The following is a 25,742-nucleotide window of genomic DNA, read 5'->3' on the forward strand; positions in this document are numbered from 1 at the left end:
GGAGACTCGCAGCACCCGATCTCCGCCAGGGGCTGCCCGTGGACCTCGAGCAGCGCGAGGGCCGCGTGCACCGGTACAAGGGGCATGCGATCCGTCGCAACATCTCGCACTGGCATGGCCGTGCGGCGCTCGCCGAGGGCTACGACGATCCCTGGGCAGCGATGTTCGACGCCGCCGTGAAGGCCGAGCCTGAGGGCAGTGACGGCCTCAGCCCGTTCTGGCTCTACGACGGTCCCGCCAAGATCGAGCGCTACGTGCCCGCCATGCCGCTCAGCCGTGAGTCACGCCAGTACCTGCGACTCCAGCGGACGCTCGGCGCGTACCGCTCGGTGATGGGTCAGCCGCGACAGGACGACCTGATCAAGCTGATGGGGGAGGACGTCGACTGGCCGCGGATCGACCTGCGGCCTCCGCGCTGTGACTCAGCAGAGCGCGGTCTCATGTAGAGCTCGGGCGCTCACGCGTCGCTCTGCGGGTGACCAGCGAACCACTCGCGAAGCGACTCGACCAGCAGTGCTCCGACTCTGTCGCTCTCCCCGCCATGGGCGTCGGCCTCTGCGCCCAGATCGTCGAGCATCGATTCGACAGTGACGTTCTCCGACTCAGCAAGCAGCGGTGCTTGCCTGCGGCGATCACTGAACATCAGGAACTCTAGATCATCGGCGTCGAACGATTGACCGGTGAGGGGAGGGAGCTCGTCTACCCACGAGTGCAGCAGATCGACGTATCTCTCGTAGCTCGAGGTGTCCCACCACGAGAGGGAGAAGCTCCCGGCCTCGGGAGCGTGCTGCTGAAGCCAGCCATGGACGACGCTGTCCAGCACCGGAGTCGTCGGGACGCTCGAAGCCTTGGTGAGGAAGTAGAGGAACTTGGTGCCGAATGCCGGCCCGAGGTACTTCAGGAAGGGGACGCCGCTGCGGCGCTGCGTGGCCACGTAATCGAACGCCGCCACACCGCCTGCGGAATGTGCGATCCCTGCGATCTCGACGAGCTGTTCGATCGCTTCTTTGTCATGAGCTGTGGAGTCGCGAGTCAGGATGCGCTCCGTGCGGTAGGGGCCGTACCCGACGAGGCCATACCCCCAGATCATGGTGGAGAGGAAAGCCCTCACCACAGCGGTGTCATCGATGTGCCCACCGGAGGTGCCGAGGACGTCAGGTGCGCAGAGTGCATGCACCGCGTCCCGGCCGATACGCGGACCGCTCTCGGGCTGATCACCTTCTGCCGAAGGAGCGAGACCGTCGATCAAGGCTCGGTAGTCCTGGCTCAGAAGGCGTTCAGAGGCCCGGTCGAAACGACGGGCCCACGACGCAGGCTTCCATGCCATGGCATGTTGAACCAGGTCTTCAGGCTGCTGTGCGGAGCTGACGAGTTCACGAAGTCGATTCGGAACGGCCATGTTTCAGTCCTCTACTTCCTATGGCACTACATGTTCATACACGCTGCCCTCAAGGTTCTCGAGCTCGCGCTCCACCCGGCGAGCGAGTTGTGGATCGGTCATCTTCACCCCGAGTTCCACGTTGTTGTTCTCAGCACTCCATGAGAAGTTGGCACTGGTCACGACTAACAGCCGATGGTCGATTACGACAAACTTGGCATGATTGCGGAGTGCGCGACCATCGACGTACTGGGTCTGAAGCACTGTGGCTGGTGCCAGTTGCTTGGCGACGTCGATCGCCGTCGGCCCGGAGGCGCCCTTCGCAGCCTCTCGGTCGATGTAGATGCGCATGTCGAGCTGTCTGCGTGCAGCACGACGAAGCGCCTTCCACATACCGGAACTGGTCTGGAAGTTGTAGGTGGAGCAGATGACCGACTCCGCAGCGTCATCGACGAGCCCGACGAGAGATGTGGTGAGGCCGCCGGACTGCGCACGGAGCCCGGGTGCAGTCCACAGAAGCTCGTTTGGCGAGCCCACCGAACGTGCTCCAACGACCCCGCGCAGCACTCGCTCGAGCCCTGCGGCGTCGTACAGCATGTCTGCTTGTCTGAGTAACGCTTTGACGCTTGCCCGCGCACCGGGACTGAGCGACATCAACGCACCGAGGACGGACTCGCCCTGCTGCAGAGACCCGACGACGATGCGGGCGTCCGCAGTGCGGATCTGACGTCCAAGTGCGTCGATTGGATCGTCCACGATCACATCACCAATCGCCGTCGAAGAACCCATTGCCGGAAGCCCCGGGAAGGTCGACCAGGAACCGGCGGTCCAAGAACCTGTTGGCTCGCTCGCACGATGTCTCCGAAGCCATGGCACAGGTGTGGCAGGCCGCGCCGTGGAGGAAGTCCTCGGGATCCTGTGGTGTGCGGTATGCACAGACTGGGTCCGAGGAGCAGCGCCGGGCCTTGCGTAGCGCCGTGCTGAGCGTCTGCGCGAGTTCGCGTCGGGTCGACAGCTGGACGAGGCCTCCGAGGGTCCCATCGCTGTCGCTGGCTGTCGTGATGAGGAGGATCCCGGCAGCGGGGGAGCGCTCGCCATCTTTCGGCCAAGCATAGATGCGTTCGGAGATGCTCGCTGCGGAGTATCCCGATGCCATGGCCATCTCTCGGATCAGCACGTGCGCGAGCGTGTGTAGCAACCAGTAGCGAGGCGGTTGGAACCGCTTCAGATGGTCTTCTGCCTTGGCGGTGTCAGAGAGTCTCGCGTCGTAGTTGCGCTTGTGAGCGGCCTTGTGGGCCTTGAAAATATCGCTCTCGCAGATAGTGCGCTCCCATCTGCTGATCCGTTCTTCGTCGAACTGGAGGAACATGCCCTCGCCCCGGTCTTCCGTGGCTACTGTCCATGTGGGCCTGCGGGTGCGCGTGAGCGGGACGAGACGGTGTCCTAGCCCTTCGGCTCGTTCCATGTCGTCGATTCGGGTGAAGCCGACGAGAGCGTTCACCTTGCGTAGCTTGTCTACGGTGTGAACTTGTGCGATCCCAAGCTCCTTCAGCTGCCTGTCCACACCTCCCGCCGGCCGTGAGAGCACGAGTCCGCTCTGGCTGTCATGGACGCGCGGCTTGTCCAGCGACCGGGCGAGATAGTGCCACTCGGGCTCGAGCAGGCTGATGGGGTCGAAGTCCTCAAGCGCCTGTCTTTGCTGAACTTGATCCTCGTCGTCAGCGTCGACAGCCGCGATCGCGGCCTCGAGTTCGTCGTCCGAGAGCTCGGTGAGACCAGAGTCGGAGAGGTCAAGTTCTTCACGGATCTTCGCAATATCGTCCTTGTACGAGGCGAACCTCCGCTCCCCGATCGAGTCGATGATCTGGAACCCGATACTTCGAGACGTAGGTGCTTCCGCACCGGGCATGACGATGATTGATTGCGTCGCGGGGAACCACAAGTTCGAGGCGCCGAGCAGCATGAGGCGGGGGTCGGCGCTACAGCCTTCGGCGTCGAATCGCCCAAGGTGCGGATGACGCCCCCGGCAACGGGGGAGCTTCGCGCGGCCGATTTCTCCCTGCGCTTCGTTCATCGGCCTTGCTACCCCGCAGGTCTGGCAGCGGATTGTCGCGGTCGAGCCTTTACCGACGTTCCGTTCGGTCATCATGAGCGAGGGTGTCTCCGCATCCGGACAGTGGCCCCCCTGATGCACCCACCACTCGTAGGGGAATTCGTCCAAGTGACCGTTCGGGCAGGCCAGCAAGTAACGGGCCGGCACGACGTCGGCGACACGTGGGGCGCGTCGCACCCGGCTTCCCCTTCCGTGTCCGGGGCAGTCTTCGTGCACGAACCTCGCCAGGTCCGAGCGGAAGGGATTGGTGTTCTTGTAGGTGAAATGCACGACGGTGGAGAGTTTGTCGCAACCCGTGCAACGCATCCACTGCGGAAACACGCGGGACGGCACACCAAGGTCACTTCCTGATGTATCGCCCCACGAAGTTTTCGGCGCCCATGGGAATGGACGCAGCTCACGGACCGAGTCTCCCATGAAGTAGTTCTGAACAGCGTGGAGCAGTCTCGGAGCGTGGATCGTGTTGGGCTCTCCCTCACGGCGCTTCCAGATACGGTTCCAGTCGTCGAGACCACTGGGCATCACGGTGAAGTGGGGAAGGTCCATCGCCGCCCCGGGCCCGTACGTGTACAGGAGCGAGGACGGGCGTGCAGAACCGACTCGTGCATAGTTCTTCGACTTCCACTGCTCGGCATCACCAAGAGGGTCAAGGCCGCCTTCGTCCTGTGTGTTGGCATCAGTCATCGTTCTCCCCCTTCTCCGCGCTTGCTGTCCAGGCTGGGGCGTTTTCCAGCTCAGGGGACTGGAGACGTTCCTTCACGGGCGAGACCAGGATATTGATCTCAGGCTGGACCTCACGCATCGAGTTGGCTACCGGGAACGGCACCCCCTCCACGTTGCTCGAGTTAGGAACGTCCTCGAGCGAGCGGATGAGCGGGACCTTGTCTCCCTTCTTCCCGATCCGTTCGTAGACGAGGTGGCGCTGCGAGGCGATGGAATTGCTGCGATGGCTGCGCCACTTGTCCAGTCGATTAATCAATCGGAAACGTACTTCATCTCGCACGTTGAAGGCCCCGTCGGAATCGTGCGATGCATCGGAGGTCGAGGCGAGGTCCGCACGCGCGGCGAGTCGATCGATGAGTTCCTCGACACGGGCCTCCCGAGTGCGGATACGATCTGCCCCGGCCTCGGGAGAGAGCCCGTCCTTGACCTGGGCATCCATCACGCGCACTGCCGCGAGGAGCACACCGGACAAGGTGCGGTCGAGGGCGGTCTCGGAGAATGGCGTCACCGAGAGCGGTTCGACCTGCGAGTAGAAGGTCTCGTGGTAGTGGCGGAACTGCTCGAAGTGGGCGAGGTCCCGCGGCCGCGCCCAGTTCCCGAGGGTCACCACCAGTCCAGGACGCGACGGGTCACGACCAACTCGAGACGTCGCTTGGATGTACTCGGCAGTGTTCTTGGGTTGCCCGACCATGAGCATGAGCCCCAGGCGCGTCACGTCGACGCCGACCTGCAACATGGACGTGGCGAGTACGACGTCGATCGGTCGAGCCCCTTCACGTTGCGACGGCTTGCGCCCCTCCCGGATGTCGCGGGACCGCTTCCGGAATTCCGCAGAGGTGTCGTATCCGTGGTCGAACTCCGTGCCCATCTGGTCCAGAGTCTCGTTGATCTCACTGCTTCCAGCACGGGACGTCAGCTCGGCGACGTTTAACCCTCCGGCGGTTCCCCAGCGCAGCGGGAAGAACTTCCCGGGCCGGCGCTTCTTCAACGCGGTCTGGACGTCGTCCGCTACGTACCGGGCCATGCCGGCGAGCTCTCGCGTGGCGTTGAAGTAGCCGACCAACGTCAGATATGGGTCCGTGCTGACCGGTGCGCCATTAGTCGGGGCCACGGCGGTATCGAGAAGGAGCTGCCCGGAAGAGAGGAGCGAAGTGGAGACAGCGATCTCTGCTGCGGTCAGCCGCACACCGGTCGTGGAGATGCCGATGTACCGCCTCCCGGGTGTTTCCCTGGAGATGGGCAGCTCGCGCGAGAAGTACGTGTCCGCCACATCGAGCACCTGGGGTGGGAAGATTGCTGTACCGCGTCCGTAGAGGTTCCGGATCTGCACCTCGGCACGACGCACTGTCGCCGACGACGCGACGACCAGTGGACGGACCTGCCGCCCTTGCCCATCGGTCCAAGTGCTCATGACGTCGATGGCAACTTCGAATGCACCGACGACCGTTCCGAGTGCTCCGGTGATCAGGTGGAGCTCGTCCTGGATGATGAGGTCCGGGGGCCGCAGGCGACGAGCCAGGCGCTTGCTCGCAGCGGGAAGTTCCTGGCCTGTGCCTGCTTTTTCCCTCCGGTGCTTGCTATTCACGCTGATAGTGCACGATGTCGAGTCGTCATGGACGAAGCCGTGCCGATCGCATCTGTACTGCGGGTACCCGAACAGGGAAGATGCCTCCCCCTCCCGGACTAAGCGTGCAAACTTATCCACCGTGGCGATGACGAACGCGGGCACAAGTCGATAGATCTCCTCGTCCACGGTGAGGACCGGTAGTCCCTCTTCGACCTGAGCGCCGACGGAGAAAGGACACTGCCCGGTGCGGTCCGCACAGCGCACGAAGACACGGCGCAATGTGTCGTCCCCCATGACGTTCTGAGGGCCGATCTCGGTGCCACACCAGGGGCAACGTTCGAACTGGAGGATCGTGAAGCCGTACTTCTTTCCCTCGGCCGCGTTTTCAAGTTGCTCGCGAGCCTCTTCATAGCGCTTCGGGGAGACGGCGCTACCGACCCAGAGCCCGATGCGGAAGGGCTCGGTTCCCCAGATCTCCGGCCTGTTGCGGCGTTCTAGTTCGGCTGCGCAGACCATCGCGGTCGCACGCTGGAATTGCTGAGCGGTGAGCAGTCGAAGGGTGTAGCGCATGAGGACGGAGACGCCGGTGAGGCCATCGATCGGCCCTTCGGGAGTGTCGCGCACGCCCTGACGGCGACGAATTGCGAAGGTGAACGCAGCCAGTCCGAGGTAAGCCTCGGTCTTCCCACCACCGGTCGGGAAGAACAGTAGCTCGGCCTGAGCCAGATCCCCGGACCTGCGTTCGTGATCGGGCTGGACCAGTGCACGGATCTGCAAGAGGATGAAGGCGAGCTGGAATACACGCCACGAGTGAGCACGCGGTCCCTTAGCCTCGACGGCCCGTCTTGCTTCCTGCGGGTCGCGTTCTGAGCCTGCGCTCCGAAGCTCGACCACCTGACTCTGGAGGCGCTGTTCCGCCATCACATGGTTCATGAAGGCGAAGCAACGCAGAGCCTCCTCGTCCTGTGTTAAGAAATCGACACCGTGACGCAGACGCTTAGCCGTGATCCGGGCGGTGGATATCGTGGTCTCCGCCGTCTTCCGGAGCCGGAGCGGAAGCCCCTTGCTCTCCGCTTCCTGTACAGACAGCCAGTCGTCGTAGCCGACGACGATTGGTAGCAAGGCCTCCTTCAGCCGTTCGGCGTTCTGCGGCGTCGAGAGTTCCTCGAGCACAGTCATATCCAGTTGGGCGCCATCGACGTCTCGAGCCTGGGTCTGCGGCGTTTCGGAGACCGGCAGCCATGTGGTGCGCACTTGAGTGGCGCGACGCTGGCCTTCCTGGGCGGTCCAGTCCGCGGAGCACGTGCGCCCAATGGCGAACTCGAGTCGGTTGCGGTACTGCAGCTCGAGCCGGGCTTCCTCGTCATCATCTGCCGGAGTATCCTCGAGGAGGATATCGCGGACTGGGAGAAAGACTGCATCGCCCCCTGCATCCACGTCGAGCCGGGTCTGGTAGAGCCAGGCGTCCACGGGGATCTTTCGGGGCGTTTCGCGGTCGTTGCACAGCGAGATCTCGATGATCCGCTTTGAGCCCTGCACGAATGTGTCGATGCGCAACACGATGCGGTCTTCGAGGAGGAGCTCGGCCGTCTTGCCCGCGATGAAGGACGTGAGATTGACCCGCCGAGACTGTACGTGCTGGGTACGGCGGTACTTTCGACGCGGCCGCTCTCCCGCCTTCGGCGGGTCGCTTGGATCCTCTAGTGCCGTCTCAGGGCGGTATGAGCCCCAGGACGCGTGAACGGTGACTGTCTCCTGGTCAAGGGGGACTTGGAATCGCAGCCCCATGGACGCGGGGATCATGAGTCCTCGGCGCAGGGGAACGTCTTCGGCACCTTCGTCTTCGTTACCGGCGGTGTCTTCATCGACATTCCCGGCGGGGACGCCGCGGCCAAGGCGAGCCTCCAGGGCAGGAATGATCTCTTCGTCGGCGTCGTCGTCGACGCCCTGAGTGACGGGTCGGTCCGAGGCTGTGCCTTCGAGCTTTGCCGGGGCGATCCGACCTACGAGGTAGAGCGAATCAGGTTGAGCGTCCAGCAGCTCGTCGTCACCGTGGGTGGGGCCGAGTAGGTCACGCTGAAGCAGGTCGGTGAGGTTCTCACGATCGGTCCAGGAAGTCCCGTCTGGTGCGTAGCTCAGTCCGAGCAAGCGCTCCGAGTAGCTTCCATCGGTTGTTCCATGGGTGGTATCGCTCATGAGAGCTCGGTCCCTTCCGCCTTACTGTCATCCTGATCGGTATCTGTCGTAGCGGGCACCGAGTTGACGCCGCCCGACGAACCAGCTTCGACCGCTGCGCGGCGGTGGTTCTCCTCCAGGAGGCGGTCGAGAATCTCGACTCGCGCCTCAGGCCCGACGGTCCATCGCTGCATCTGTCGGTACGTATGGAACCCGTGATCCAGCTCGATGTCGTTCCATCCGTATGCATCCAGGAGTGCGCGGTCAATTTCAGTATGGAGTTGTCGCATCCGTCTGATGTCCCGATCGTCCTCGTCGCGGACGTCCGGATGGTTCACGAGGTTGTAGAGATCGGTTAGACCGAGTCCTCGGCGCAGCATTATCTCGCGCCGTTCTTTATCGAGAGAACGGCCGGTCGAGTCGAGTCCGTCGCTGCCGTGTGCGCGGGGGAATGTTTCAAAAACGTCTGACGGTGTATATCTGGGATCGTTGCGCATTCCGGAGCCGAAGCGTATGGCCCATAGCTGATGGAAGTTCGAAGATAACTGAGCCTGATCTGAGAACGTGTCGGTCGCGAAGACTCCGAGTGCATGGCTAAACACTTGGTCGGTCGGGACCCGCAACGGCATAACTGTCTTACTTACGAGGGCGATCACCAAGACTTCATTTAATGCGTCGACTGCCTGTCTAAGTGCTGGTCTGGTTCTCAGGAATCTCCACCAGGGTGCTGAGGCAACCTCCCTGGCTTTCGATGCCCTCTCAGGCTTTACTTTATTTGCTACGCGGGCGAATGGCAGTTCATACCTGGAAGCTTCTTCTTCTGACCGTGAATTAAAGTCGATCACCCAGCGTGACGCATCTGTTCGCGGACTAGAGTTGAGGTCTTCGCCATTAAGGTAGGGGAATAGAACGTCAGCATTCGCTGGGTCTTCTGCGATCCATTCCTTGGCCTCCCGCTCATTAGTTATGAATCCTTCTCCGAGGAGGATGCACCCCTGAAAGGAAATGTGTGCATTCTCACTGAGCTTTTGTGGCGGTCCATTGGTACGCCCCGCTGGCTCAAGGAGGCTTGATATTCTCGGAACTTTGGCGCCGTCGGCATCTCGTGAGACATCATCGGCAACCTGTCCTCTTGTTCCCCAGATCGCGGCGAACTCAAGGTTTGCGCTCTTTGCGGGCCAGTGTCGGGATTGGATCGCTCGGGTGATAGTGAATCCCTGGTTGACCATGTAGTCTAACCCGACCTCACGGGTGGCACCCTGTGCCACAGTGTTCGTGGCGATGAGGCCGAGTGCCCCCCGAGGCCCCAATAGACTCATCGCGCGCAAGAAGAAGTACGCCACTAGGTCAGCGGACCCGCGTCGGCCGTTGGCGAGGACGTTCACGAACCAGTCCCGAATATTGGTCCCCATCGTGCCGGTGAGCTTCTGTCCGCCGAGAAACGGCGGGTTGCCCACGATCGCGTCAAAACCGCCATGCCGCACGACGTCGGGGACGGCGATCGCCCAGTGCAATGGTTGCCATTGCTCGTAGTCAGTGTCGACCTCGGGGGTCAGACCTGACTCGATAATTGCATCCAGCATTGTGGTGTTACGGGGCCCATCCTGCGCGAATGCTAGATCGACTGCTTCGCGAAGGTCTTCGAACGCCTCGTCGCGGCGCTTCCCCGGTTTTGCACCAGTGCGCAGGCCCGCAGCGACTACTCCGTCGCCAACGCGAAGAAGTGTCTCCACCTTGTTGTGGTATTCGGCCCACAAGCGTCGTTTCGTCTTCGCTGCACGCTGGGGATCAGCGTCGTCCACGGGCGAGGTGAGGTGTCGACGTAGATCGGTTGCGCCTTGCAAAACACCGTCTACGTCGAGCGAGTCGAGGAACCTCCCCGAGCTCCACGATGCGAACATCTGCGGCGCCTCATCCAGGGCCGGAGCCTTAGACGGGTCCAAGTCAACCGCCCTCAGTTGAGCTTCGTCGGTGATTCCTAGCAGCGAGTTGCCGCACAAGATCTTGTCATCGACGAAGGAAAAGGGTTTGGTCGGGTCGAGTGAGACGAGCCAAAGAGAGAGCTTGCACATTTCCACCGCCATGGCGTTGATGTCCGCGCCATATAGGCACGTGGCCACCACCTCGCGGAGGGCACTGCGCCGCTGCTGCGCCGCGTTACCTTGGGCAACTCCCTCGCGCTGGTACGCCTCCACGAGCCGGTCGGCGAGATACTCGGCCGCCGAGACGAGGAATGCGCCCGACCCACACGCGATGTCCGCGATCTTCAGCTCCAAGATCTGGTTCGAGCGCAACGGGACCCATGACGATCGGTCATCGGTCTGGTATGGGCCGGGCTGATAGACCAATGGCTCGAGAGCGTGTTGCACAACTTCCTGTGCAAGGGCTTTCGGCGTGTAGTGAGCACCGGAGTTGGCTCGCGACGGTGTCTCGATGACTACAAGTCCACCTTGTTCGACGACAAGGAGGCGTCCTCTCAGATCACGCCGGATGATCCCCACGTACGGACGCAGGCGTTCGCGGAGGTCCGCATCGCGCGTGACGGCGTGCAACAAGGCGTCGGCTTCAGCGACTTGATCACCAGCGGCGAGCGCCTTCACGAGCTGGTTCTTCGTGGCCGGTTTTGAACCGGGCTGGTCCTTTTTCACCCAGGCGATGATTCCCATGGCCAGCGTATCGTCGTCCCCGTCAGTCGCTTCGGCGAAGTCATCGAGCTGGTCAAGCGAGATCTCGGGCTCTGAGCCGGTGCTCCGAGAACCGCCAATGATGCCCAGGGTCGTCGTCTCTACGACGGCAGCGGAGTAGCCGAGGAGCCCCTCGTAGATGTAGCCGATCTGTTCCACATCGATGTCACGGAACGATATGGGACGCCTCTCGCCTCCGATCTCGGCACGTTGGAGTGCACGAAGGACCTCGAGCATCACGCGGTCCGAGACTTGGATCCTCAATCCGTTAGTCCCCACGGCAGTGAGGAATGGAAACCGTGCAGGGTCGAAGAGGGACCCGCCGTATGCGGGAAGGCGCATATCCTCGGTCGAAACCCCGCCGTGCAAGGCACGGGAGGTTGCCAACAAGCGGTGCCAGGTTCGGCTGGTGGCGTCGAGGGATTGGCCTCCTTCCTCGGTAGACCGCTTCTCCAGGGCTTCGAGCCTGCCGGACATCGCGTAGCCCTCGCTGTACAGAGCTGACGTTGGCATGAGGTCGCGCTCCTCGGCGAACAGAAGGAACACTACGCGCATCATCGTCGTGACAGCGGCCTGATACACCTCGTCCGTGTCCTCTGGCAGGACCGGGCCGCTCTGTTCGTCCGTGTCGTGAAGGGCTGCGTCGGAGAACGCTGCGACGAGCAGTTCGACAGCCTGGCGTACCTGGGCGCCGAGCTGCTCGGTGATCTCCTCGGCTGCGTCCACGGAGTCGCGGAACAGGGCGTCAAGGCGATTCTCGGGTACTCGGCTTGCGAGGCATCCGGGGTCGAGTAGGGCACGGATGCCGGTGAAGACCTCAGGCTCCTCGATCCAGGTCTGGGCGTCGACGATGCCGCTTGCGACCATGAGCCCTGCCTGGGCACTCACAATTCCCCACCAGCGGCCATCGGTGACGACACCAATGGTTACATCACTACTGCGGAGAAGTAGTTCTAAGCGGTCGATAGCACTCGCCGACCACCCGTCGGTCCCCTGATCTCTCAATGAGGCGACGGGGTCGACGACGAGCAGTGCCGCATACTCTTCTCCGTTGCGCGCGAACAGTCCGCTCGCCCGCACCGTATGGCGCCGGTCTGGGGAATGTGCCTCTGGCCACTGTTCGGCTGGCACGTCCTGCTTGCTCTGTTCAGTCTTGAGTACAAGCTGCCGGTCCCATCGGAACGCGTCGCGCAGCACCCGGTCGACCCATACGTCGCGGGCCGGTCGGAACTCTTCCAGGGCACGGTCGGTGTCGATCCCGGCAATCTGCAGGGAGTCCCAGGCGCGGTCGAAAGCCGGCTTCGCATCGCGGATGACATCTCGAGGCCCGTCCTCAGGGATGATGCCCTGCGGCCACGCCTGCTTCAGAGCGGGGATCGCGACAAATGGCCCGTCTCGGTCGACCAGCTCGAGCCATCGCCAGTGATCACGGCGGGTGCGAGTGCGTCGAGGCGTAACAGCCATCAGGCGAGCACTCCCTTCTTCGCGTCCTGCGGGGTCACGGCGAAGACGACGGCCGCAGTGGTGACGAAAGGCTGCGGATCCTCGTATCGCTCCTCGATACTTCGCAGTTCGGCACTCTCCTCTGCGTCGAGTCCTGCAAGTCGTTCCTTCATCCAGTCGATGTCGCGCTGTAGCTGCCTGCCGGAGGCTTCGTCCATCGTGAACAACGTCGTCTCTTGTTCCTCCCGGAGCTGCCTCTGGCGCTCTCGGAGTTGTTCTTGGGACTCGTCGAGAACTCTCCGGAAGGCCGCGTAGATCTCGCGTGCATGACGAAAGTCCTCCTCTCGACGCGTCTCGAGGTCGTGCCGTACATCGTCACGGCGCTTCTGCGCCAGGAAGTCAACGCGGTGCTGCAGCCGTTGGCGGATGCTGCTGCCGTCGTTCCACAGTTGCGCGCACTGGGCGCGCACAGCTTCATCAGCGAGCTCCGGATCGCTGTCCAGCGCTGCGCCGAGCAGACTCTCAGCTCGCTCGGCGGCAAGCTGCTGCCCGCGCAGTCGGATACCCGCGATGAATATCTCCTCGTGCAGGCGTACGCCTCCGCGCCCCACCAGCACGATCCGACACACCGCGGCGACAGACGTCTGCTCGATCCCGTCAAGTGAGACGGCTGTGACCCGGTGCAGATCGTGGCGAGGGTCGTACAGGGAAGAGCGGAGCGTCCGCCCGGCCTTCTGAAGGAGCGGGTGTCCCAGATGGACGTGGACGAGTCCGTCATCCGGCACCGCGCGGGCCGCCGCGGGGTCGAAGGTGATCGGACGGCGTGAGTCGGGATCGAGCAGGGTGCTGAGCGACTGGATTGCATCCGCCCAGTCGCCGCCGAGGTCGGGGACCGTGAAGACGCTGGCATTGTCGAGCGGTGCATCCTCGGGCAAGTCCGAGAGGATCTCGTCATCGCGCTCCAGCGGGGGCTGTGTGGTGAGGCGCAGGGCAGTCTGCAGCACTCGTTCGGCATTGCGGGGTGTCAGATGCAGCTGTTCCTGACGCGACTCGAAGGTCTCGGCGAGCTCGGTCAGGCTGCGATTGACGTCCCGGCTCCCGGCGAGGGCCTTGTTGATGATTGCCGAAGAGTCATCGGCTGCAGGGGTCGGCACCTTGACTGTTGTACTGCCGAAGTGGTTCTGGATCTCCGCGTCGATCACGAGGTTCACCGATCCCAGGTCTGCAGCCGCTGTCGCGACCTTCTCCCCGATACGTTGCAAAAAGTCGAGGTCGGCGCCATAGATCCCCTCCCTGCCCCGCGAGCGCTGCCCACGCTGCGAGAGCTGGAAAATCTTCGGAGTGTGCTTCTGGCCGTAGCGATCGATGCGGCCGATCCTCTGTTCAAGCCGGGACGGATTGAATGGGATATCGAAGTTCACCAAGCGATGGCAGTAGTCCTGCAGATCGATGCCTTCTCCGGCGGAGTCGGTGGCGAGCAGCACTCGGATGGGCTCCTTGGCGGGGTCCGTCGTGAATCGAGCACGGACCCGCTCGCGTTCCTCCCTATCGGTGGAACCCTGAATCACGCCGAGTCGGGTCGAGTCGTAGCCCTGCTGCTCGAGGTTGGTGCGGATCCATTCGAGTGTATCGGCGTACTCGGTGAAGATGACCACGCGCTCATTGGACCAATCAGTGCCGATGCGGACGATGCCTCGGAGCCAATCCATCAGAGCGCGGAGGCGTGAGTCCGGGCGAGCTTGGTACCGACTGCCCCAGTCGCTCAGTGCTGCGACTTCTGCAGGCGAGGCAGCGCTGAGGGGATTCATGGACTTGGACTGACGCAGAGCCTCGGACTCAGGCTGCTCGGCGAGCCCTTCCTCCTCGTCGCTCTGATCCGATCCGAAGATCTCCGCGTAGTACTCATCGGGCTCGCTGAGCTCGTCCCAGTCCGCGAGGCCGGCGCTGGCCTCCTGGTACAGGCTCATGGTTCGGGAGAAGGCCCAGGGAGAGGACAGGAAGCGCTTCTTCAGGAGCATGGAGACGATGTCCCCGGAGCGCTTGCGTCCGTTGCGGTCCGCGCTGAGGGTAAGGATCCTGTCGAGCTCGCCGAAGGCCTGCTCCTCGTCGTCGCTTGGGGTGAACGGAATCGTTCCTAGCCGTCGAGGCTGGAATCCCTTCTCGGCGATGTCACTTTTCAGGCGGCGGATCGACACTTCCTGCAACGCCTCCGGATCGACCGATGCGCCGCGCTGGAAACGTCGATCATCGATCATCTCCATGAGGGCAGTGAAAGACTCGGTGTGTCCGTTGTGGGGTGTGGCGGACAGAAACAGCCTGTGTTCGCACAGCCGCGACAGCTCTCGTACGGCGATGGTCCGTTGAGAGTCGACCGCGTAGTCCGTCCCCGAGCGGCGGCGGGACGGGCTCGAGGGGGCGACGTGGTGGGCCTCGTCGACTACGAGGACGTCGAAGGCGTAGCGGCGGGCGGAGGCCCGATGCTCGAGCCCTGAGGTGACGTCCCGAAGAAGTCGTTGGGCGCGTACGCCAGGAAGCCAGGCCATGCTCACGATGACCCGGGGAAAGATCTTGAAGGGGTTGGCGTCCAAGCCGTGCTTCCGCCGCACCTCGGCCATCAACGTTGAATCGACGATCGTGAAATCGAGTCCGAACTTCTCGAGCATCTCTTCCTGCCACTTCAGGGACAGGCTCGGGGGACACACGATCATGACGCTTCGCGCACGGTGCCTCAGGAGGAGTTCCTGGATCACGAGGCCGGCTTCGATGGTCTTGCCGAGGCCGACGTCATCTGCGAGCAAGAGATTCGCGCGAGGCTGTGCGAGGGCACGCCGGAGCGGCTCGAGCTGGTACGGCTCCACGTTTGCCCCGGATCGGAACGGCGCCTGGAAGGCTTTGGGGTCCGCACTCGTGACGGCTCCCCAGCGCAGAGCGTCGACGAATGCTCCCAACGTGGAAGGCTCATCGAATCCGTTGGGTGTGATCCGGACAGGGAGGCCCTGGTCCGGGGCGATGCTGTGACCCAGCTCCAGTTCCCAGACGAACGTGGACTCTTCGCCGAGGCGATCTTCGGCGATCGACTGCAAGGTGACGATGTGATCGAGGCGCTGATGGCCGTCATCGGCGGGACTCCGCGAGAGACCTTGCACTCGCACGTTCGTCACCGCCCAGAGCGACCCGCGCACCAGGACGACCTCGCCGGGCTTTGGGACCGGGGGAAGTGCGGTAGCCGCTTCGGTGCGATCGGGACTGGGTGCATATGAAGCATGCGTCACGTAGCACAAGATATCCGACGGTTACGGGTCGGGGTGCCGAGTCTGGAGTGCTTGAGGTTCGAAGTCATCGCCGACTTGACCAGCAGTTAGGTCTCCACTTCTCATCTCCGTCTGTCGGCCGCGACGTCTGACTGGGCGGGGAAGCGCGCCCTCATGATCTTGGGGCTTGCCTCTTGGCCGGGCGGCATCTGATCTTGCTTGCCGGGCGGGCGGCCCCGGATGATGTGCCCCATGCCCTCCACCGACGACGCCGAGGACGGCATCCTCGCCCGCTTCCGGGACATCACCGCAGGCCTGAACCACGAGGTGTTCGGCGACAGGACGGAATCCGCCGACCGACGCCGCCCGCAACCGGCAACGCTCCAGGTCCTCACCGTCCGCGTCGACCTCCACCATTCGACCCCGCCGATCTGGCGGCGTCTCGAGCTGCGCAGCGACCTCTCACTCGAGGACGTGCACACCGTGCTCCAGACCGCCTTCGGCTGGGCGGGCTACCACCTGTGGTGCTTCGCCGCGGGCGGAGCCCCGTTCGATGAGGACGCGCAGCAGTTCCTGTGCGAGTTCGACGTCGAGGAGGGGGAAGACCCGGACGGTATCCCGGCTGGCGAGGTGCGGCTCGGCGAACTGCTCTAGAGCGAGGGCGACACCCTGGAGTACCTCTACGACTACGGCGACGGCTGGGACCTCGGGATCATGGTCGAGGCCGTGCGGGAGGCGGAGTCGGGCGACGCCCCGGCCCGGGCCACGGGCGGGAGCCGCGCAGCACCGCCCGAGGACTGCGGCGGGCTGCGCGACGAGGAGGACTTGAAGACCCTCCTGGAGGACCCGGCGTTCTTCGACGTCGCGGCCCTGGACCTGGAGCTCTGGTCGGGCACGACGATGCTGACCGTCCCGGAGGACGACGTCGTGCCCGCGCTCCTCGTCGAGCCGTTGACGTTGATCGGCCGCGCCCGCGCAGGACGGGACCTGATGGACCGAGCTCTGCTGCTCGGCGCCCCGCTCGCCCCGCTCCCGGACAGCGCAGTCGAGTCGGCCTTGCGCGCCCTGACCTGGTTCCTCGAGCGAGCCGACGCCGAGGGCGGCATCCCGCTGACCGGCGCCGGCCACCTCCGTCCTGCCTACGTCGAGGCCGCGAGCGCGGTCCTGCCACAGATGGCGGACTGGATCGGCATGAACAACCGCGAGGTCCACGCCGTCCCGCTCGAGATGTCCCGCACGTTGCTGCAGCGCGCCGGGATCCTGCGGAAGCATAAGGGCGCCCTGCTGCTCACCCGTCGCGCCAAACCGTACTGCGGGGTCGGCAACCTGCGCGAGCTGTTCCTGGACTCCCTCGTCCCGAGCAGGTACGAGACCGAGGAGCTCGCCCAGGTGGTGCTCCTGACCCACGTCGCGACGACGAAACCTGGACTGCCGCTGCCGATGGAGGAGATCGCGCGCGTCCTCACCGCGATCATCGGACCGAGCGTGTCCGGCCCCGTCACCACCGGGGCGATCCTCGACCTGCCTGCCTGGCATCTGCTCGCCAACACAGGCACCGTGACGTCGCGGCTCAGCGAGCGGGGCTTCTGCTCGTTCCCGGAGGCGACTTCCCTTGCCCGGGAGGCGCTGACCCGCTGAGCCGCGGTGCCGGGTCAGGGGGCCGGCGAAGCAGATCGTGTGGATGCAGGTCAACGGCCAGAACGCGGTCGCCCTGCAGGAGGGCGAAGCGGTGGCGGCCTCAGCGCCCCAGCAGCCGGGCGAAGAAGCCCTTCTCCGGGGCCACCTCGGCGTGGCCGGGGCAGCGGTCGGCGGGGCGGACGTCCTTCATGACCTGGTCGACGTGCTGGCCGCAGCCGGCCCAGGTGGTCTTGCCGCAGGTGTTGCAGGTGGTGGCTCGGCACATGGCGTGCTCCTTCGGTGAGAGGTGAGAGGTGAGAGGTGATAGGTGAGAGGTGAGAGGTGAGAGGTGAGAGGTGAGAGAGGAGGGGTGTGAGCGGGGTGCGGGGCACGGTCCGGCGCGCCCCGCGGAGGGGGGAGGCCGCCCGGCACCGGAGCATCGGGCTCCGGCGCGGGGCGGGTGACCTCGTCGGGTGGCCTCAGCGCGCCGCGACGCCGCCGGGCACCAGGGCGGTCTCGACGGTGGGGGAGTCGGCCGTGCGGTTCCACGGCATCCTTGCGAGCACCGCGGCCATGGCGCAGGTGTCGCTGAGCGCCGAGTAGGTGAGCCCTGCGCCGATCGCGCCCGCGACCAGGCCCAGGCGCCGGTGGACCAGCTGCCCGGCGAGGGTGCCGGCGAGCACCAGGGTGCCCGCCGCCATCCGCACCTGGCGGTCCATCGCCCAGCGGCCGCCGCTGCGGTTCACGCCGCCCACGGCGTCCTGGTAGGCGGCGATGCCGCCGTCGAGCACGTCGATGCCCTCCAGGCCGGACTGCTGCAGCGCCTCGCAGGCCTTCCCGGCGCGGGCGCCGGAGCGGCACACCAGCACCACGTGCTCGCCCATGCGGCCGGCGAGCGTGTCGGCGTGGGCGGTGAGCAGGTCCAGCGGCACGTTGTGGGAGCCGGGGATGTGGACGGTCTCGAACTCGCCGGGGGTGCGCACGTCGATCACCATCAGCTCGGGGTCCGTGCTGAGGCGGTGGGCGAGCTCGGCAGGGGTCACGGTGCGCGTGGTGGGGGTGGCGGTCATCGGGCGTCCGCTCCGGTGGTCCCCAGGTCGTGCTGTGCGGCGGCCCAGCGGGACCAGCCGGCGTAGCTGCCCTCCAGCTCCACCACGTCGTAGCCGGCGCGGCGCAGCGCGGCCGCGGCCACGGAGTTGCGCAGCCCGGACTGGCAGAAGGTGATCAGGCGCCCGGCGTCCTTCGCGGGCAGGTCGTCGGGGTGGAAGAGCACCTTGCCGGCGGAGAGCTGGTCGGCGTCGTCCACCGTGCCGGCGGCGTGCTCGGTGCGCGTGCGCACGTCCAGCAGGTGCGCATCCGGCTCCTGCGCGCGCAGCGCGGCGAGGTCCGCCGGGGCCACGGTGGCGGGGGCGGACAGCTCCAGCCCGTCCAGGGAAGGGATGTAGCCGGTGAGCGCGTCCACGCCCACCCGCACGAAGTGGTCGCCGTAGGCGGCGGCGGTGGCCGCGTCGGGCGCGAGCACCACCAGCTGGGCGTCGTCGGCCTCGGGGTCGAAGGCCCAGCCGATGTGGGTGGCGGCCTTGCCGAGGGAGGGGATCGACAGCGCGCCAGGCACCGTGCCCGCATGCACCTCCGCCACGGGACGGGTGTCCACCAGGGCGAGGGAGCCGTCGGCGAGGCCGCCGGAGAGCTCCCCGGCAGCCACCTCGCGCGGGGCGGGACGCTCGCCCAGCAGGGCGGGGCCGTCGGTGTTCTGCCGCTTCATGCGGGCGAAGTAGGCGTGGGCGTCGGGCTGGCCGTCCAGCAGCTCGTCGATGAAGCCCTGCTCGTCGTCGTTCTCCAGGAACGGGCCCCACCAGGCGAACCTCCGCTCGTAGCCCACCGTGGTGGAGGGCAGCGCGCCCAGCGCCTTCCCGCAGGCGGAGCCGGCGCCGTGGCCGGGGAACACCTGCACGTGATCGGGGAGGGTGAGGAAGGCGCTCTTCAGGGAGGCGAACAGCTGCTTCGCGCCGGCGAAGCGGGTGTCCTCCATGCCCACGGCCTCGTCCAGCAGGTCCGGGCGGCCCAGGTCCCCGGAGAACACGAAGTCGCCGGTGAGGAAGTAGCCGGGCTCGTCGGCGAAGGCGCCGTCGGTGACCAGGTAGCTGAGGTGCTCGGGGGTGTGGCCCGGGGTGTGGCGGGCGGTGACGGTGATGTTGCCCAGCTGGATCGACTCGGCGTCGTGCAGGCGCTCGGCCTCGAAGCCGTACTGCCAGTCCTCGCCGCCCTCGCCGGAGACGTACGCCGTGGCGCCGGTGGCGGCGGAGAGCTCGCGGGTGCCGGAGAGGAAGTCGGCGTGGATGTGGGTCTCGGCCACGGCCGTGATCGTCATGCCGTGGTGGGCGGCGAGGTCGAGGTAGACCTGGATGTCGCGCCGCGGATCGACCACCAGCGCTTCCATCTGCGCCTGACAGCCGATGAAGTAGCCGGCCTGGGACAGGTCCTCGTCATAGATCCGTTCGAGAAGCATCGTTCCTCCAGTGGGTGTGCGGGATGGACAGCGGACGGGATACCCCCGAGGGTATCAGGTACCCTGGGGGGTATGCGAGGCGGGGCCGGCGGTGCGCAGCGGACAGGACGACACCAGCATCCAGCATCCGGCGGCGAGCAGGGCGAGAAGCGCCACGACTCCGCCGACGACGGCGCCGGCGGCGCCCGGGAGCTCCTGCACCAGGACGAGGGCCCCCATGGCGAGAACGAACACCCCGAAGCCTGTGCGCAGCGCCCGCTCGGGGAGATGGCCTGCCGCTCGCGCGCCGAGCAGGGAGCCGAGCACGGCCGCCAGCGTCACCCCGCCCACCAGGGCGCAGTCCAGCGAGACGGACGTGAGATAGCCGGCGAGACCTGCGAACGACTTCATCGCGATGACCACCAGCGACGTGCCCACGGCGACCGGCATCGGCAGTCCGGCCAGCAGCGTCAGCGCGGGCACCACCAGGAAGCCGCCGCCCGCGCCGACGAGCCCGGTGACCAGGCCCACCGCGAGCCCCTCGAGCGCGATCCTGCCCGCGGACGGCTCCCGGCTCGGCCCCTCCTCCGCGGAGGCGCCCCGTCGGCTCCGGAGCATAGCGACCGATGTCGCGATCATCATCAGTGCGAACGCGACCATCAGCACCGTGCTCGGGATGTGTCCGCCGAGGAGCCCGCCCAGGAAGGCCCCGGCCATCCCGGCGGCCCCGAACCTCACCCCGGTGCGCCACCGCACCCGGCCGGCGCGGGCGTGGCTGACGGCGCCGACGGCCGAGGTCACGCCGACCACGACGAGCGAGGCGGCGATCGCCTCCTTGGCCGGAACTCCCGCCACGTAGGCGAGGATCGGCACCGTCAGGATCGAGCCCCCGCCGCCGAGCAGCCCCAGGGAGACTCCGATGAGCACGGCCAGCAGCAGGGTGAGCGCGAGGGTGGGTGTCACGAGGGGCCTTTCGAGAGGTGGGTCGGAGGCTCGCGGCGCGACCGCCTCCGTCGCCGAGCCTGCCACATACCCCAGGGGGTATGCAAGACACCCCTGGGGGTATAGTCTGGGGCGTGCGGACCGACCCGAGGAGAGCACCATGGACCTGAACCCCGATGACATGACCCCTGTGGTCAACCGCCTCAAGCGCGCCCAGGGGCAGCTCGCGGCCGTCACCCGGATGATCGAGGAGGGCAAGGACTGCAAGGCCGTCGTCACGCAGCTCTCCGCCGTCTCGAAGGCGCTGGACCGCGCCGGCTTCGCGATCATCGCCAGCGGCATGGAGCAGTGCATGACCAGCCCGGAGAAGGACCTGGACCGCAAGGAGCTCGAGAAGCTGTTCCTCACGCTCGCGTGAGAGGCGGGGCGGAGCGCGCCGTCGCCCGGTGCCCCGCGACGCCCCATCGGCAGCCGCTCCGGGATCGCCTCGCCGTCCGCCCGCCGTGTCGGGTGCCGACATCACCTCGGAGCGCCGCGTCGGGGAGCGGCGGCCGACGGGCACTCCCCGGGGGCTGCCTCGCTCACCGCCCTCGCGCGGCGAGCCGTGCCATGAGGCCCGTGGGGGCGAGGCGGGCGGCGGTCCGGATCGCGGTGTAGCGCCGACTCGGGACGGAGGCGGCCTTCCCGCGCCCGGCATGGCGCAGCGACTCCTCGACCACCCGCGGCGCCTCCAGCCACAGCCAGTCCGGGATCCCCTCCTCGCCGCGCGGCAGGCGCAGCCGGGCGTGGAAGTCGGTGTGGGTGTAGCCGGGGCAGACCGCCGTGACGGTCACGCCGCGACCCTGTAGGCACCATTCGCCCAGCGGGAGAACTGCACCTGCCAGTTCTTCACCGCGCCGTAGGTGGAGCGGGGCATCACCGCGGAGGCGGAGGCGATGCTGAGGATCGTGCCGGAGCGGCGCTCGAGCATTCCCGGCAGCGCCGCGTGCATCAGACGCATCGGCACCTCGACGTGCAGGCGCAGATGCCGGGCCTCGTCCTCGATGTCGTTGCGCTCGAAGTCGAGCCGCAGCCCGAAGCCGGCGCTGTTGACCAGCAGATCCACCGGGCGGGCCGGAGCCGGATGCCGGGATCAGCGCTCCCTCACTCCTCCTCGTCCTCGTCGCTCTCCACGTTCCACCCGGCACCGCAGTCCTCGCACGTCCGGTCGCTGAAGGCCAGGACGCACCCCTGCCACTGGACCCACGGCGGATCCTCCTCGTCGAGGCGCGGGTCCGGACCGCCGAGCGGATGGTGGATCACCTGGTGCGAACCGCACACGGGACAGGTGCCGCGCGGCTCCGAGTACGGCTCCGGCGGCTCGTCGCCGAGAATCATGATCATGCGCCGAGAGTAGGGCGGGGGTCCGACAGATCGTCGTGCCCCGCCCGACTGGCTCACTTCCCGGCGAGCACCGGAAACATGGCATGCCGCACCGCGGCCCGCACGATTTCGGACGAGGGTTGCATATCTGCCAACCAAGGGGCGTAGATTGCAACGAGTGACCGATTCCCGGCACCCCGCAGCGCAGCGGCCCGCCGAGGCCGGCACTCCTCCCACCCCCTCGTGATCGGCAAGGCCCCCATGACGACCGGCTCCACGGACACCGCCGCGGCGGAGACGTTCCCCGTCCCCACCGGCGCGCCGCCCGCCCCCGCGGAGGTGCGCGAGCCCGCCGAGAGGCCCCTCGGCCGCGCGGCTCTGCTGCTGCTCGGCGTCGGACTGATCCTGATCGGGTTGAACCTGCGCATCGGCGTCGCCGCGATCGGGCCGGTGATCGGCGAGATCCGTGCCTCGCTGGGCCTGTCGGCGACTGTCGTGAGCCTGCTGACCACGATCCCCGTGTTCGTGTTCGGGGCGTTCGCGTTCCTCACTCCGGGCCTGACCCGGCGGCTCGGCATGCATCGCCTGCTCGGGCTCGTGCTGCTGGTCCTCGCGGCGGGGAACCTGCTGCGGCACGAGCCGAGCATGACCGCTCTGTTCGCCGGCACCGTGCTGGTCGGCATCGCGATCGCGGTGGGCAACGTCGTGATGCCCGCGGCGATCAAGCAGGACTTCGCCCACCGCGCCGGGCTGATGATGGGCCTGTACACGATGTCGCTGTTTGTCGGCGCGGCCTTCGCCTCCGGGCTGACCGCGCCGCTGCTGCCGGTCCTCGGCGGCAGCTGGCGCTCCGCCCTGGCGATCTGGGCGCTCCCGGCCGCGCTGGCCCTTCTCGTATGGCTGCCGCAGCTGCTCCGCTCGCCCGGACGCCTGCGCTCCGGCAGTGCGGTCGCCGACGCCCCGGTCGACCACGGCCGCTCGCCGCTGGGAGCGATCCTCACCGACCCCACCGCCATCGCCGTCACCGGGTTCATGGGGCTGCAGAGCGTCAGCTACTACACGACGGTGACCTGGGTGCCGACCATGCTGCAGGACGCCGGGATGGACGTCACCGCCGCCGGCGGCATGATCGCCTACTCCGCGTTCCCGGCCGCGCTCGCCGCCCTGCTCGCACCGACCCTCGCCGCACGGATGCGGCCGACGTGGCTGCCGCCCGTCGTGGCCGTGCTGCTCCTCGGCGCCGCCTATCTCGGACTGATCATCGCACCCGCGAGCGGCGCCGTGGCATGGATGACGGTGCTGGGCCTCGGGCTCGGCGCCTCGATCAGCCTGTCCCTGACGTATATCGTGTGGCGCTCACCGACCACGCACCTCACCGGCCAGCTCTCGACGGTGTCGCAGGGCTTCGGGTACCTGGTCGCCGGGTTCGGCCCGCTCGGCATCGGCGCGCTCCACGCCGCGGCCGACAGCTGGGCCGTGCCGCTGATCGTGCTGTGCGTGGTGCTGGTCGGGCAGCTCGTCGCCGGCATAGTCGCGAGCCGTCCGGTGTTCATCCGTGTCCGGGGTGCGGAGGGCATCGAGGCCGCGTAGCCTCGAAGGCCCCGCCGAGGAGAGGACCGATGCAGCAGCCCACCGAACCCCGCACCGAGCAGATGTCGCGCCGGAGCGAGAGGCACCACGCCCCGCACCAGCCGGGCTGGGCGCCGGTGTTCAGTCTGATCATCTTCGCTCTGGTGCTGACCGTGTCGCTCACGATCGACGGCTTCTCCGATGCATCGCCGGATCCCGGCATCGCGCTGGTGGCCGCAGGGTTCATGCTCTGTTTGGGCGTCGCGAACCTGCTCGATCCCGCCGCCCGGCGCCTCGTCGCCGGCGTGCGCATCGGTGGCTATGCGATGGCCCTGCTCGGCTTCGTGGTGCAGTTCGTGGGCTGATCTCAGCCTCGCGGGGCGATCCGACCCCGCGCTCAGCCCTGCTTGAACTCCAGCACTCGCTCCTGACCCTCGCCGTTGGTCGCCCAGGAGGGATCGCCGGGCATGACCGCGAGCGGATCCCGTTCCCGGGGGCTGCGGCTCACGTCCGGTGCGGCCAGGCTGCGGCTCAGGGCCTCGTCGATCGTCACCCGCGCCGCATGGCCGTCCGGCAGCAGCTCGGAGAGCCACCGCTCGTCCCGCGCGACCATGTCCTCGCGCAGGCTCTCCATCAGCGCGGTGACCGTCGGGGCGGGGATGTCGGAGAGCCACGATCCCACCGCCGTGACCAGGGACTGGGGCATCACCGGGACCGAGAACCCAGGCCGTTCCTGGTCCGTGAGCTCGAGGACCTTCTGGACGAGCTGCGGATAGGCGATGACCTCGCCCCCGCCGATGTCGTACACGCCGTGGGCGCTCTCGGTGGCCACGGCGGCCCGGATCGCGGCGACGGCGTCGACCACGGCGATCGGCTCGACCAGATGGTCCATCCAGTCCGGGAACACGGTCACCGGGAGGCGGTGGGCCAGCTGCGTCATCAGCTCGAAGCTGGTCGAGGCCGCGCCGAGCACCACTGCGGCCCGCAGGCCCACGAAGCGGCATCGCGCCGCGGAGAGCTCCTCCTCGACCTCGAGACGGGAGGCCAGGTGCTCGGAGAGCTCCTCGCGAGGGATGTCCGGGATGATGCCCGAGAGGTAGACCAGGGCCTTCACCTCGGACGCGTCGACGGCGGCGCGCACGCGCCGCGCGGCGGCGCGATCCACCTCCCGGAAGTCCTCTCCTCCCATGCCGTGGACCAGGTAGACCACCGCCTCCAGCGCCGGGTCCGCCGCGATCGCGGCACGCACGGAGTCGTCGTCGGTCGCATCCAGCTCGACCCTGTCGACGGCGTCGCCCCACCAGAAGGCGTCGAGCTTGTGGAGATCCCGGGCCCCGGCGACCACCTGGTGTCCGTCCTCCAGCAGTGCGGGGATCAGCCGGCTCCCCACATACCCCCCGGCTCCGATGACGAGAACGCGCATGATCTACCTCCGTGTTCGTGCTCCCGTGTCGCGAGCCGTGCGTCAGGTGTATACGAGCCGGCGCTCTCGAGCAAGACGCGACTCGCCCCGGCGCGGGGGGCGGCCTCGTACGCTAGGCGGATGAGCCCCGATCGTCCCGCCTCCCGTCCCGGCGCGTGGTGGGTGGCCGGTCTCGCCGTCGTGGTGGCTGCGCCGCTCCTGGCCGCGTCGCTGCGTGCCGAGGGCGGGGGGCCGGGGACCGTCGCCGGCTGGGCTCTGGGAATCGCCCTGACCTGGACCGTCGGCGGGCTGCTGATCATGCGCCTGGCACCTTCGGATCTCGCCGGCCGGGCCCCGGGGCGCGCACCGAAGGTCGCGGTGGCCGCCGCGGGCGTCGGCCTGGCCGCGGCCTCGCTGGCGGGCGGTCTGGTCCTGGCCGGTGTCCCGGCGACTGCCCCGTGGGTGGCCGGTCCCGTCGCCGCAGCGGCCGACGGGCGGTGGGGTGTGCTCGCGGTCGCGCTGGTGGCGGGCGCCGCTGAAGAGGTGTTCTTCCGCGGTGCGCTGCCTCGGCTGCTCACCGACCCGGCCCGCTGGGTGGTCCCCACCGCGGTGTACGCCCTCGTCACGCTGTGCACCGGCAGCCCTGCTCTCGCAGTGATGGCCCTCCTGCTGGGACCGGTGGCGATGTGGGCCCGCGAGACCTCCGGCTCACTCGCCGGGGCGCTCTTCGTCCACGCCCTCTGGACGCTCACCATGGTGGGACTGTTCCCCGCCGTCGTCGTCCGTGTCGGCATCGCGGGCTGAGGGGTCCAGCCGCTCGAGCCGAGCGAGTCGATCCGCGGCCTGACGGCGGCGCTCGTCCTCGGGGCGCTCCCACCATGCGGGGCCGCGCTCTCCGAGGCCTTCCTTCGCGAGCTGGACGCGGTCTCGAGCTGAGCGGACGCTCGCCGGGTCGTCGTCGCGGCCGGCGCGCCCGACCTGGGAGCGGGCTCTGCCCAGATGGCTCTTCAGCGCCCGGACCACGTCGG

General features: G+C 66.9%; 19 protein-coding genes and 1 pseudogene. 6 read left to right on the plus strand and 14 right to left on the minus strand.

Annotated elements, in window-relative coordinates:
* Nucleotides 1–38 precede the first annotated feature (38 nt).
* Nucleotides 39–446 (plus strand): hypothetical protein, encoded by a 408-nt coding sequence (locus tag A4A78_RS08565; protein WP_062948328.1) that lies wholly within the window; start codon nucleotides 39–41, stop codon nucleotides 444–446.
* 11 nt (nucleotides 447–457) lie between these two features.
* Here A4A78_RS08565 and A4A78_RS08570 read toward each other — a convergent pair whose 3' ends face one another.
* Genes A4A78_RS08570 through drmD form a run of 6 tightly spaced genes read right to left on the minus strand, consistent with a single transcriptional unit; the run spans nucleotide 458 to nucleotide 15,355 of the window.
* The gene (locus A4A78_RS08570; RefSeq protein ID WP_156488597.1) at nucleotides 458–1,399 is read right to left on the minus strand and encodes a hypothetical protein; all 942 of its coding nucleotides are present in this window, start codon (nucleotides 1,397–1,399) and stop codon (nucleotides 458–460) included.
* An 18-nt stretch (nucleotides 1,400–1,417) separates the two neighbouring features.
* Entirely contained in the window at nucleotides 1,418–2,167 is a 750-nt protein-coding gene (gene drmC / locus A4A78_RS17490; RefSeq protein ID WP_082835271.1) for a DISARM system phospholipase D-like protein DrmC, read from the minus strand.
* Entirely contained in the window at nucleotides 2,142–4,175 is a 2,034-nt protein-coding gene (gene drmB, locus A4A78_RS08580; protein ID WP_062948334.1) for a DUF1998 domain-containing protein, read from the minus strand. The genes drmC and drmB overlap by 26 nt, the downstream gene beginning before the upstream one ends.
* Nucleotides 4,168–7,977 (minus strand): DISARM system helicase DrmA, encoded by a 3,810-nt coding sequence (gene drmA / locus A4A78_RS08585; protein WP_062948336.1) that lies wholly within the window; start codon nucleotides 7,975–7,977, stop codon nucleotides 4,168–4,170. The genes drmB and drmA overlap by 8 nt, the downstream gene beginning before the upstream one ends.
* Nucleotides 7,974–12,104, minus strand: coding sequence for a DNA methyltransferase (locus A4A78_RS08590; protein ID WP_062948338.1), 4,131 nt, complete (start codon nucleotides 12,102–12,104; stop codon nucleotides 7,974–7,976). The genes drmA and A4A78_RS08590 overlap by 4 nt, the downstream gene beginning before the upstream one ends.
* Complete coding sequence (gene drmD, locus A4A78_RS08595) at nucleotides 12,104–15,355, minus strand: DISARM system SNF2-like helicase DrmD (protein WP_255360972.1); 3,252 nt, start codon at nucleotides 15,353–15,355, stop codon at nucleotides 12,104–12,106. The genes A4A78_RS08590 and drmD overlap by 1 nt, the downstream gene beginning before the upstream one ends.
* A gap of 231 nt (nucleotides 15,356–15,586) precedes the next feature.
* Here drmD and A4A78_RS08605 point away from each other — a divergent pair.
* Nucleotides 15,587–16,972, plus strand: a pseudogene (locus A4A78_RS08605) (plasmid pRiA4b ORF-3 family protein).
* A gap of 100 nt (nucleotides 16,973–17,072) precedes the next feature.
* On the opposite strand, the gene A4A78_RS17945 reads toward A4A78_RS08605, so the two are convergent.
* The 4 genes from A4A78_RS17945 to A4A78_RS08620 all read right to left on the minus strand — a co-directional run bounded on the left by A4A78_RS17945 (nucleotide 17,073) and on the right by A4A78_RS08620 (nucleotide 20,402).
* Nucleotides 17,073–17,237, minus strand: coding sequence for a hypothetical protein (locus A4A78_RS17945; RefSeq protein WP_164740364.1), 165 nt, complete (start codon nucleotides 17,235–17,237; stop codon nucleotides 17,073–17,075).
* Between the two features lie 193 nt (nucleotides 17,238–17,430).
* A complete protein-coding gene (locus A4A78_RS08610; protein WP_062948344.1) occupies nucleotides 17,431–18,021 on the minus strand; it encodes a rhodanese-like domain-containing protein in 591 nt (196 codons plus the stop codon).
* Complete coding sequence (locus tag A4A78_RS08615; RefSeq protein WP_062948346.1) at nucleotides 18,018–19,460, minus strand: MBL fold metallo-hydrolase; 1,443 nt, start codon at nucleotides 19,458–19,460, stop codon at nucleotides 18,018–18,020. The genes A4A78_RS08610 and A4A78_RS08615 overlap by 4 nt, the downstream gene beginning before the upstream one ends.
* A 54-nt stretch (nucleotides 19,461–19,514) precedes the next feature.
* The gene (locus A4A78_RS08620; RefSeq protein WP_062948348.1) at nucleotides 19,515–20,402 is read right to left on the minus strand and encodes a sulfite exporter TauE/SafE family protein; all 888 of its coding nucleotides are present in this window, start codon (nucleotides 20,400–20,402) and stop codon (nucleotides 19,515–19,517) included.
* Nucleotides 20,403–20,541: 139 nt separating this feature from the next.
* Between A4A78_RS08620 and A4A78_RS08625 the strand changes: the two genes are divergently transcribed.
* Complete coding sequence (locus A4A78_RS08625) at nucleotides 20,542–20,799, plus strand: metal-sensitive transcriptional regulator (protein ID WP_010549885.1); 258 nt, start codon at nucleotides 20,542–20,544, stop codon at nucleotides 20,797–20,799.
* A gap of 163 nt (nucleotides 20,800–20,962) precedes the next feature.
* Here the strand turns inward: A4A78_RS08625 and A4A78_RS18125 are convergent, their stop codons facing one another.
* Genes A4A78_RS18125 through A4A78_RS08640 form a run of 3 tightly spaced genes read right to left on the minus strand, consistent with a single transcriptional unit; the run spans nucleotide 20,963 to nucleotide 21,764 of the window.
* A complete protein-coding gene (locus A4A78_RS18125; RefSeq protein ID WP_062948350.1) occupies nucleotides 20,963–21,214 on the minus strand; it encodes a hypothetical protein in 252 nt (83 codons plus the stop codon).
* Complete coding sequence (locus A4A78_RS18130) at nucleotides 21,211–21,486, minus strand: SDR family NAD(P)-dependent oxidoreductase (RefSeq protein WP_062948352.1); 276 nt, start codon at nucleotides 21,484–21,486, stop codon at nucleotides 21,211–21,213. The genes A4A78_RS18125 and A4A78_RS18130 overlap by 4 nt, the downstream gene beginning before the upstream one ends.
* A gap of 38 nt (nucleotides 21,487–21,524) precedes the next feature.
* The gene (locus A4A78_RS08640) at nucleotides 21,525–21,764 is read right to left on the minus strand and encodes a hypothetical protein (protein ID WP_062948353.1); all 240 of its coding nucleotides are present in this window, start codon (nucleotides 21,762–21,764) and stop codon (nucleotides 21,525–21,527) included.
* Nucleotides 21,765–22,004: 240 nt separating this feature from the next.
* On the opposite strand from A4A78_RS08640, the gene A4A78_RS08645 reads away from it, so the two are divergent.
* Together A4A78_RS08645 and A4A78_RS08650 are read left to right on the plus strand one after the other, a co-directional pair.
* Nucleotides 22,005–23,333 (plus strand): MFS transporter, encoded by a 1,329-nt coding sequence (locus A4A78_RS08645; RefSeq protein WP_062949776.1) that lies wholly within the window; start codon nucleotides 22,005–22,007, stop codon nucleotides 23,331–23,333.
* Nucleotides 23,334–23,362: 29 nt separating this feature from the next.
* Nucleotides 23,363–23,677: a hypothetical protein gene (locus tag A4A78_RS08650; RefSeq protein WP_062948354.1), complete on the plus strand. Its 315-nt coding sequence runs from the start codon at nucleotides 23,363–23,365 to the stop codon at nucleotides 23,675–23,677.
* A 32-nt stretch (nucleotides 23,678–23,709) separates the two neighbouring features.
* On the opposite strand, the gene A4A78_RS08655 is transcribed toward A4A78_RS08650, so the two are convergent.
* Entirely contained in the window at nucleotides 23,710–24,735 is a 1,026-nt protein-coding gene (locus A4A78_RS08655; RefSeq protein WP_062948358.1) for an NAD(P)H-binding protein, read from the minus strand.
* Nucleotides 24,736–24,855: 120 nt separating this feature from the next.
* Between A4A78_RS08655 and A4A78_RS08660 the strand changes: the two genes are divergently transcribed.
* Complete coding sequence (locus tag A4A78_RS08660; protein ID WP_062948360.1) at nucleotides 24,856–25,518, plus strand: CPBP family intramembrane glutamic endopeptidase; 663 nt, start codon at nucleotides 24,856–24,858, stop codon at nucleotides 25,516–25,518.
* Nucleotides 25,519–25,742: the final 224 nt, after the last annotated feature.

The sequence above is a fragment of the Brachybacterium sp. sponge genome, assembly GCF_001613775.1.
Taxonomy (GTDB): domain Bacteria; phylum Actinomycetota; class Actinomycetes; order Actinomycetales; family Dermabacteraceae; genus Brachybacterium; species Brachybacterium conglomeratum.

What these genes read in the sequence shown, in the direction of transcription:
- A4A78_RS08615 (WP_062948346.1), bottom strand. Translation starts at nt 19,460, where the DNA reads ATGCTTCTCGAACGGATCTATGACGAGGACCTGTCCCAGGCCGGCTAC.
- A4A78_RS08590 (WP_062948338.1), bottom strand. Translation starts at nt 12,104, where the DNA reads ATGGCTGTTACGCCTCGACGCACTCGCACCCGCCGTGATCACTGGCGA.
- A4A78_RS08640 (WP_062948353.1), bottom strand. Translation starts at nt 21,764, where the DNA reads ATGATCATGATTCTCGGCGACGAGCCGCCGGAGCCGTACTCGGAGCCG.
- A4A78_RS08650 (WP_062948354.1), top strand. Translation starts at nt 23,363, where the DNA reads ATGCAGCAGCCCACCGAACCCCGCACCGAGCAGATGTCGCGCCGGAGC.
- drmC (WP_082835271.1), bottom strand. Translation starts at nt 2,167, where the DNA reads ATGGGTTCTTCGACGGCGATTGGTGATGTGATCGTGGACGATCCAATC.
- drmA (WP_062948336.1), bottom strand. Translation starts at nt 7,977, where the DNA reads ATGAGCGATACCACCCATGGAACAACCGATGGAAGCTACTCGGAGCGC.
- A4A78_RS08645 (WP_062949776.1), top strand. Translation starts at nt 22,005, where the DNA reads ATGACGACCGGCTCCACGGACACCGCCGCGGCGGAGACGTTCCCCGTC.
- drmB (WP_062948334.1), bottom strand. Translation starts at nt 4,175, where the DNA reads ATGACTGATGCCAACACACAGGACGAAGGCGGCCTTGACCCTCTTGGT.
- A4A78_RS17945 (WP_164740364.1), bottom strand. Translation starts at nt 17,237, where the DNA reads ATGTGCCGAGCCACCACCTGCAACACCTGCGGCAAGACCACCTGGGCC.
- A4A78_RS08610 (WP_062948344.1), bottom strand. Translation starts at nt 18,021, where the DNA reads ATGACCGCCACCCCCACCACGCGCACCGTGACCCCTGCCGAGCTCGCC.
- A4A78_RS08660 (WP_062948360.1), top strand. Translation starts at nt 24,856, where the DNA reads ATGAGCCCCGATCGTCCCGCCTCCCGTCCCGGCGCGTGGTGGGTGGCC.
- A4A78_RS08570 (WP_156488597.1), bottom strand. Translation starts at nt 1,399, where the DNA reads ATGGCCGTTCCGAATCGACTTCGTGAACTCGTCAGCTCCGCACAGCAG.
- A4A78_RS08655 (WP_062948358.1), bottom strand. Translation starts at nt 24,735, where the DNA reads ATGCGCGTTCTCGTCATCGGAGCCGGGGGGTATGTGGGGAGCCGGCTG.
- A4A78_RS08625 (WP_010549885.1), top strand. Translation starts at nt 20,542, where the DNA reads ATGGACCTGAACCCCGATGACATGACCCCTGTGGTCAACCGCCTCAAG.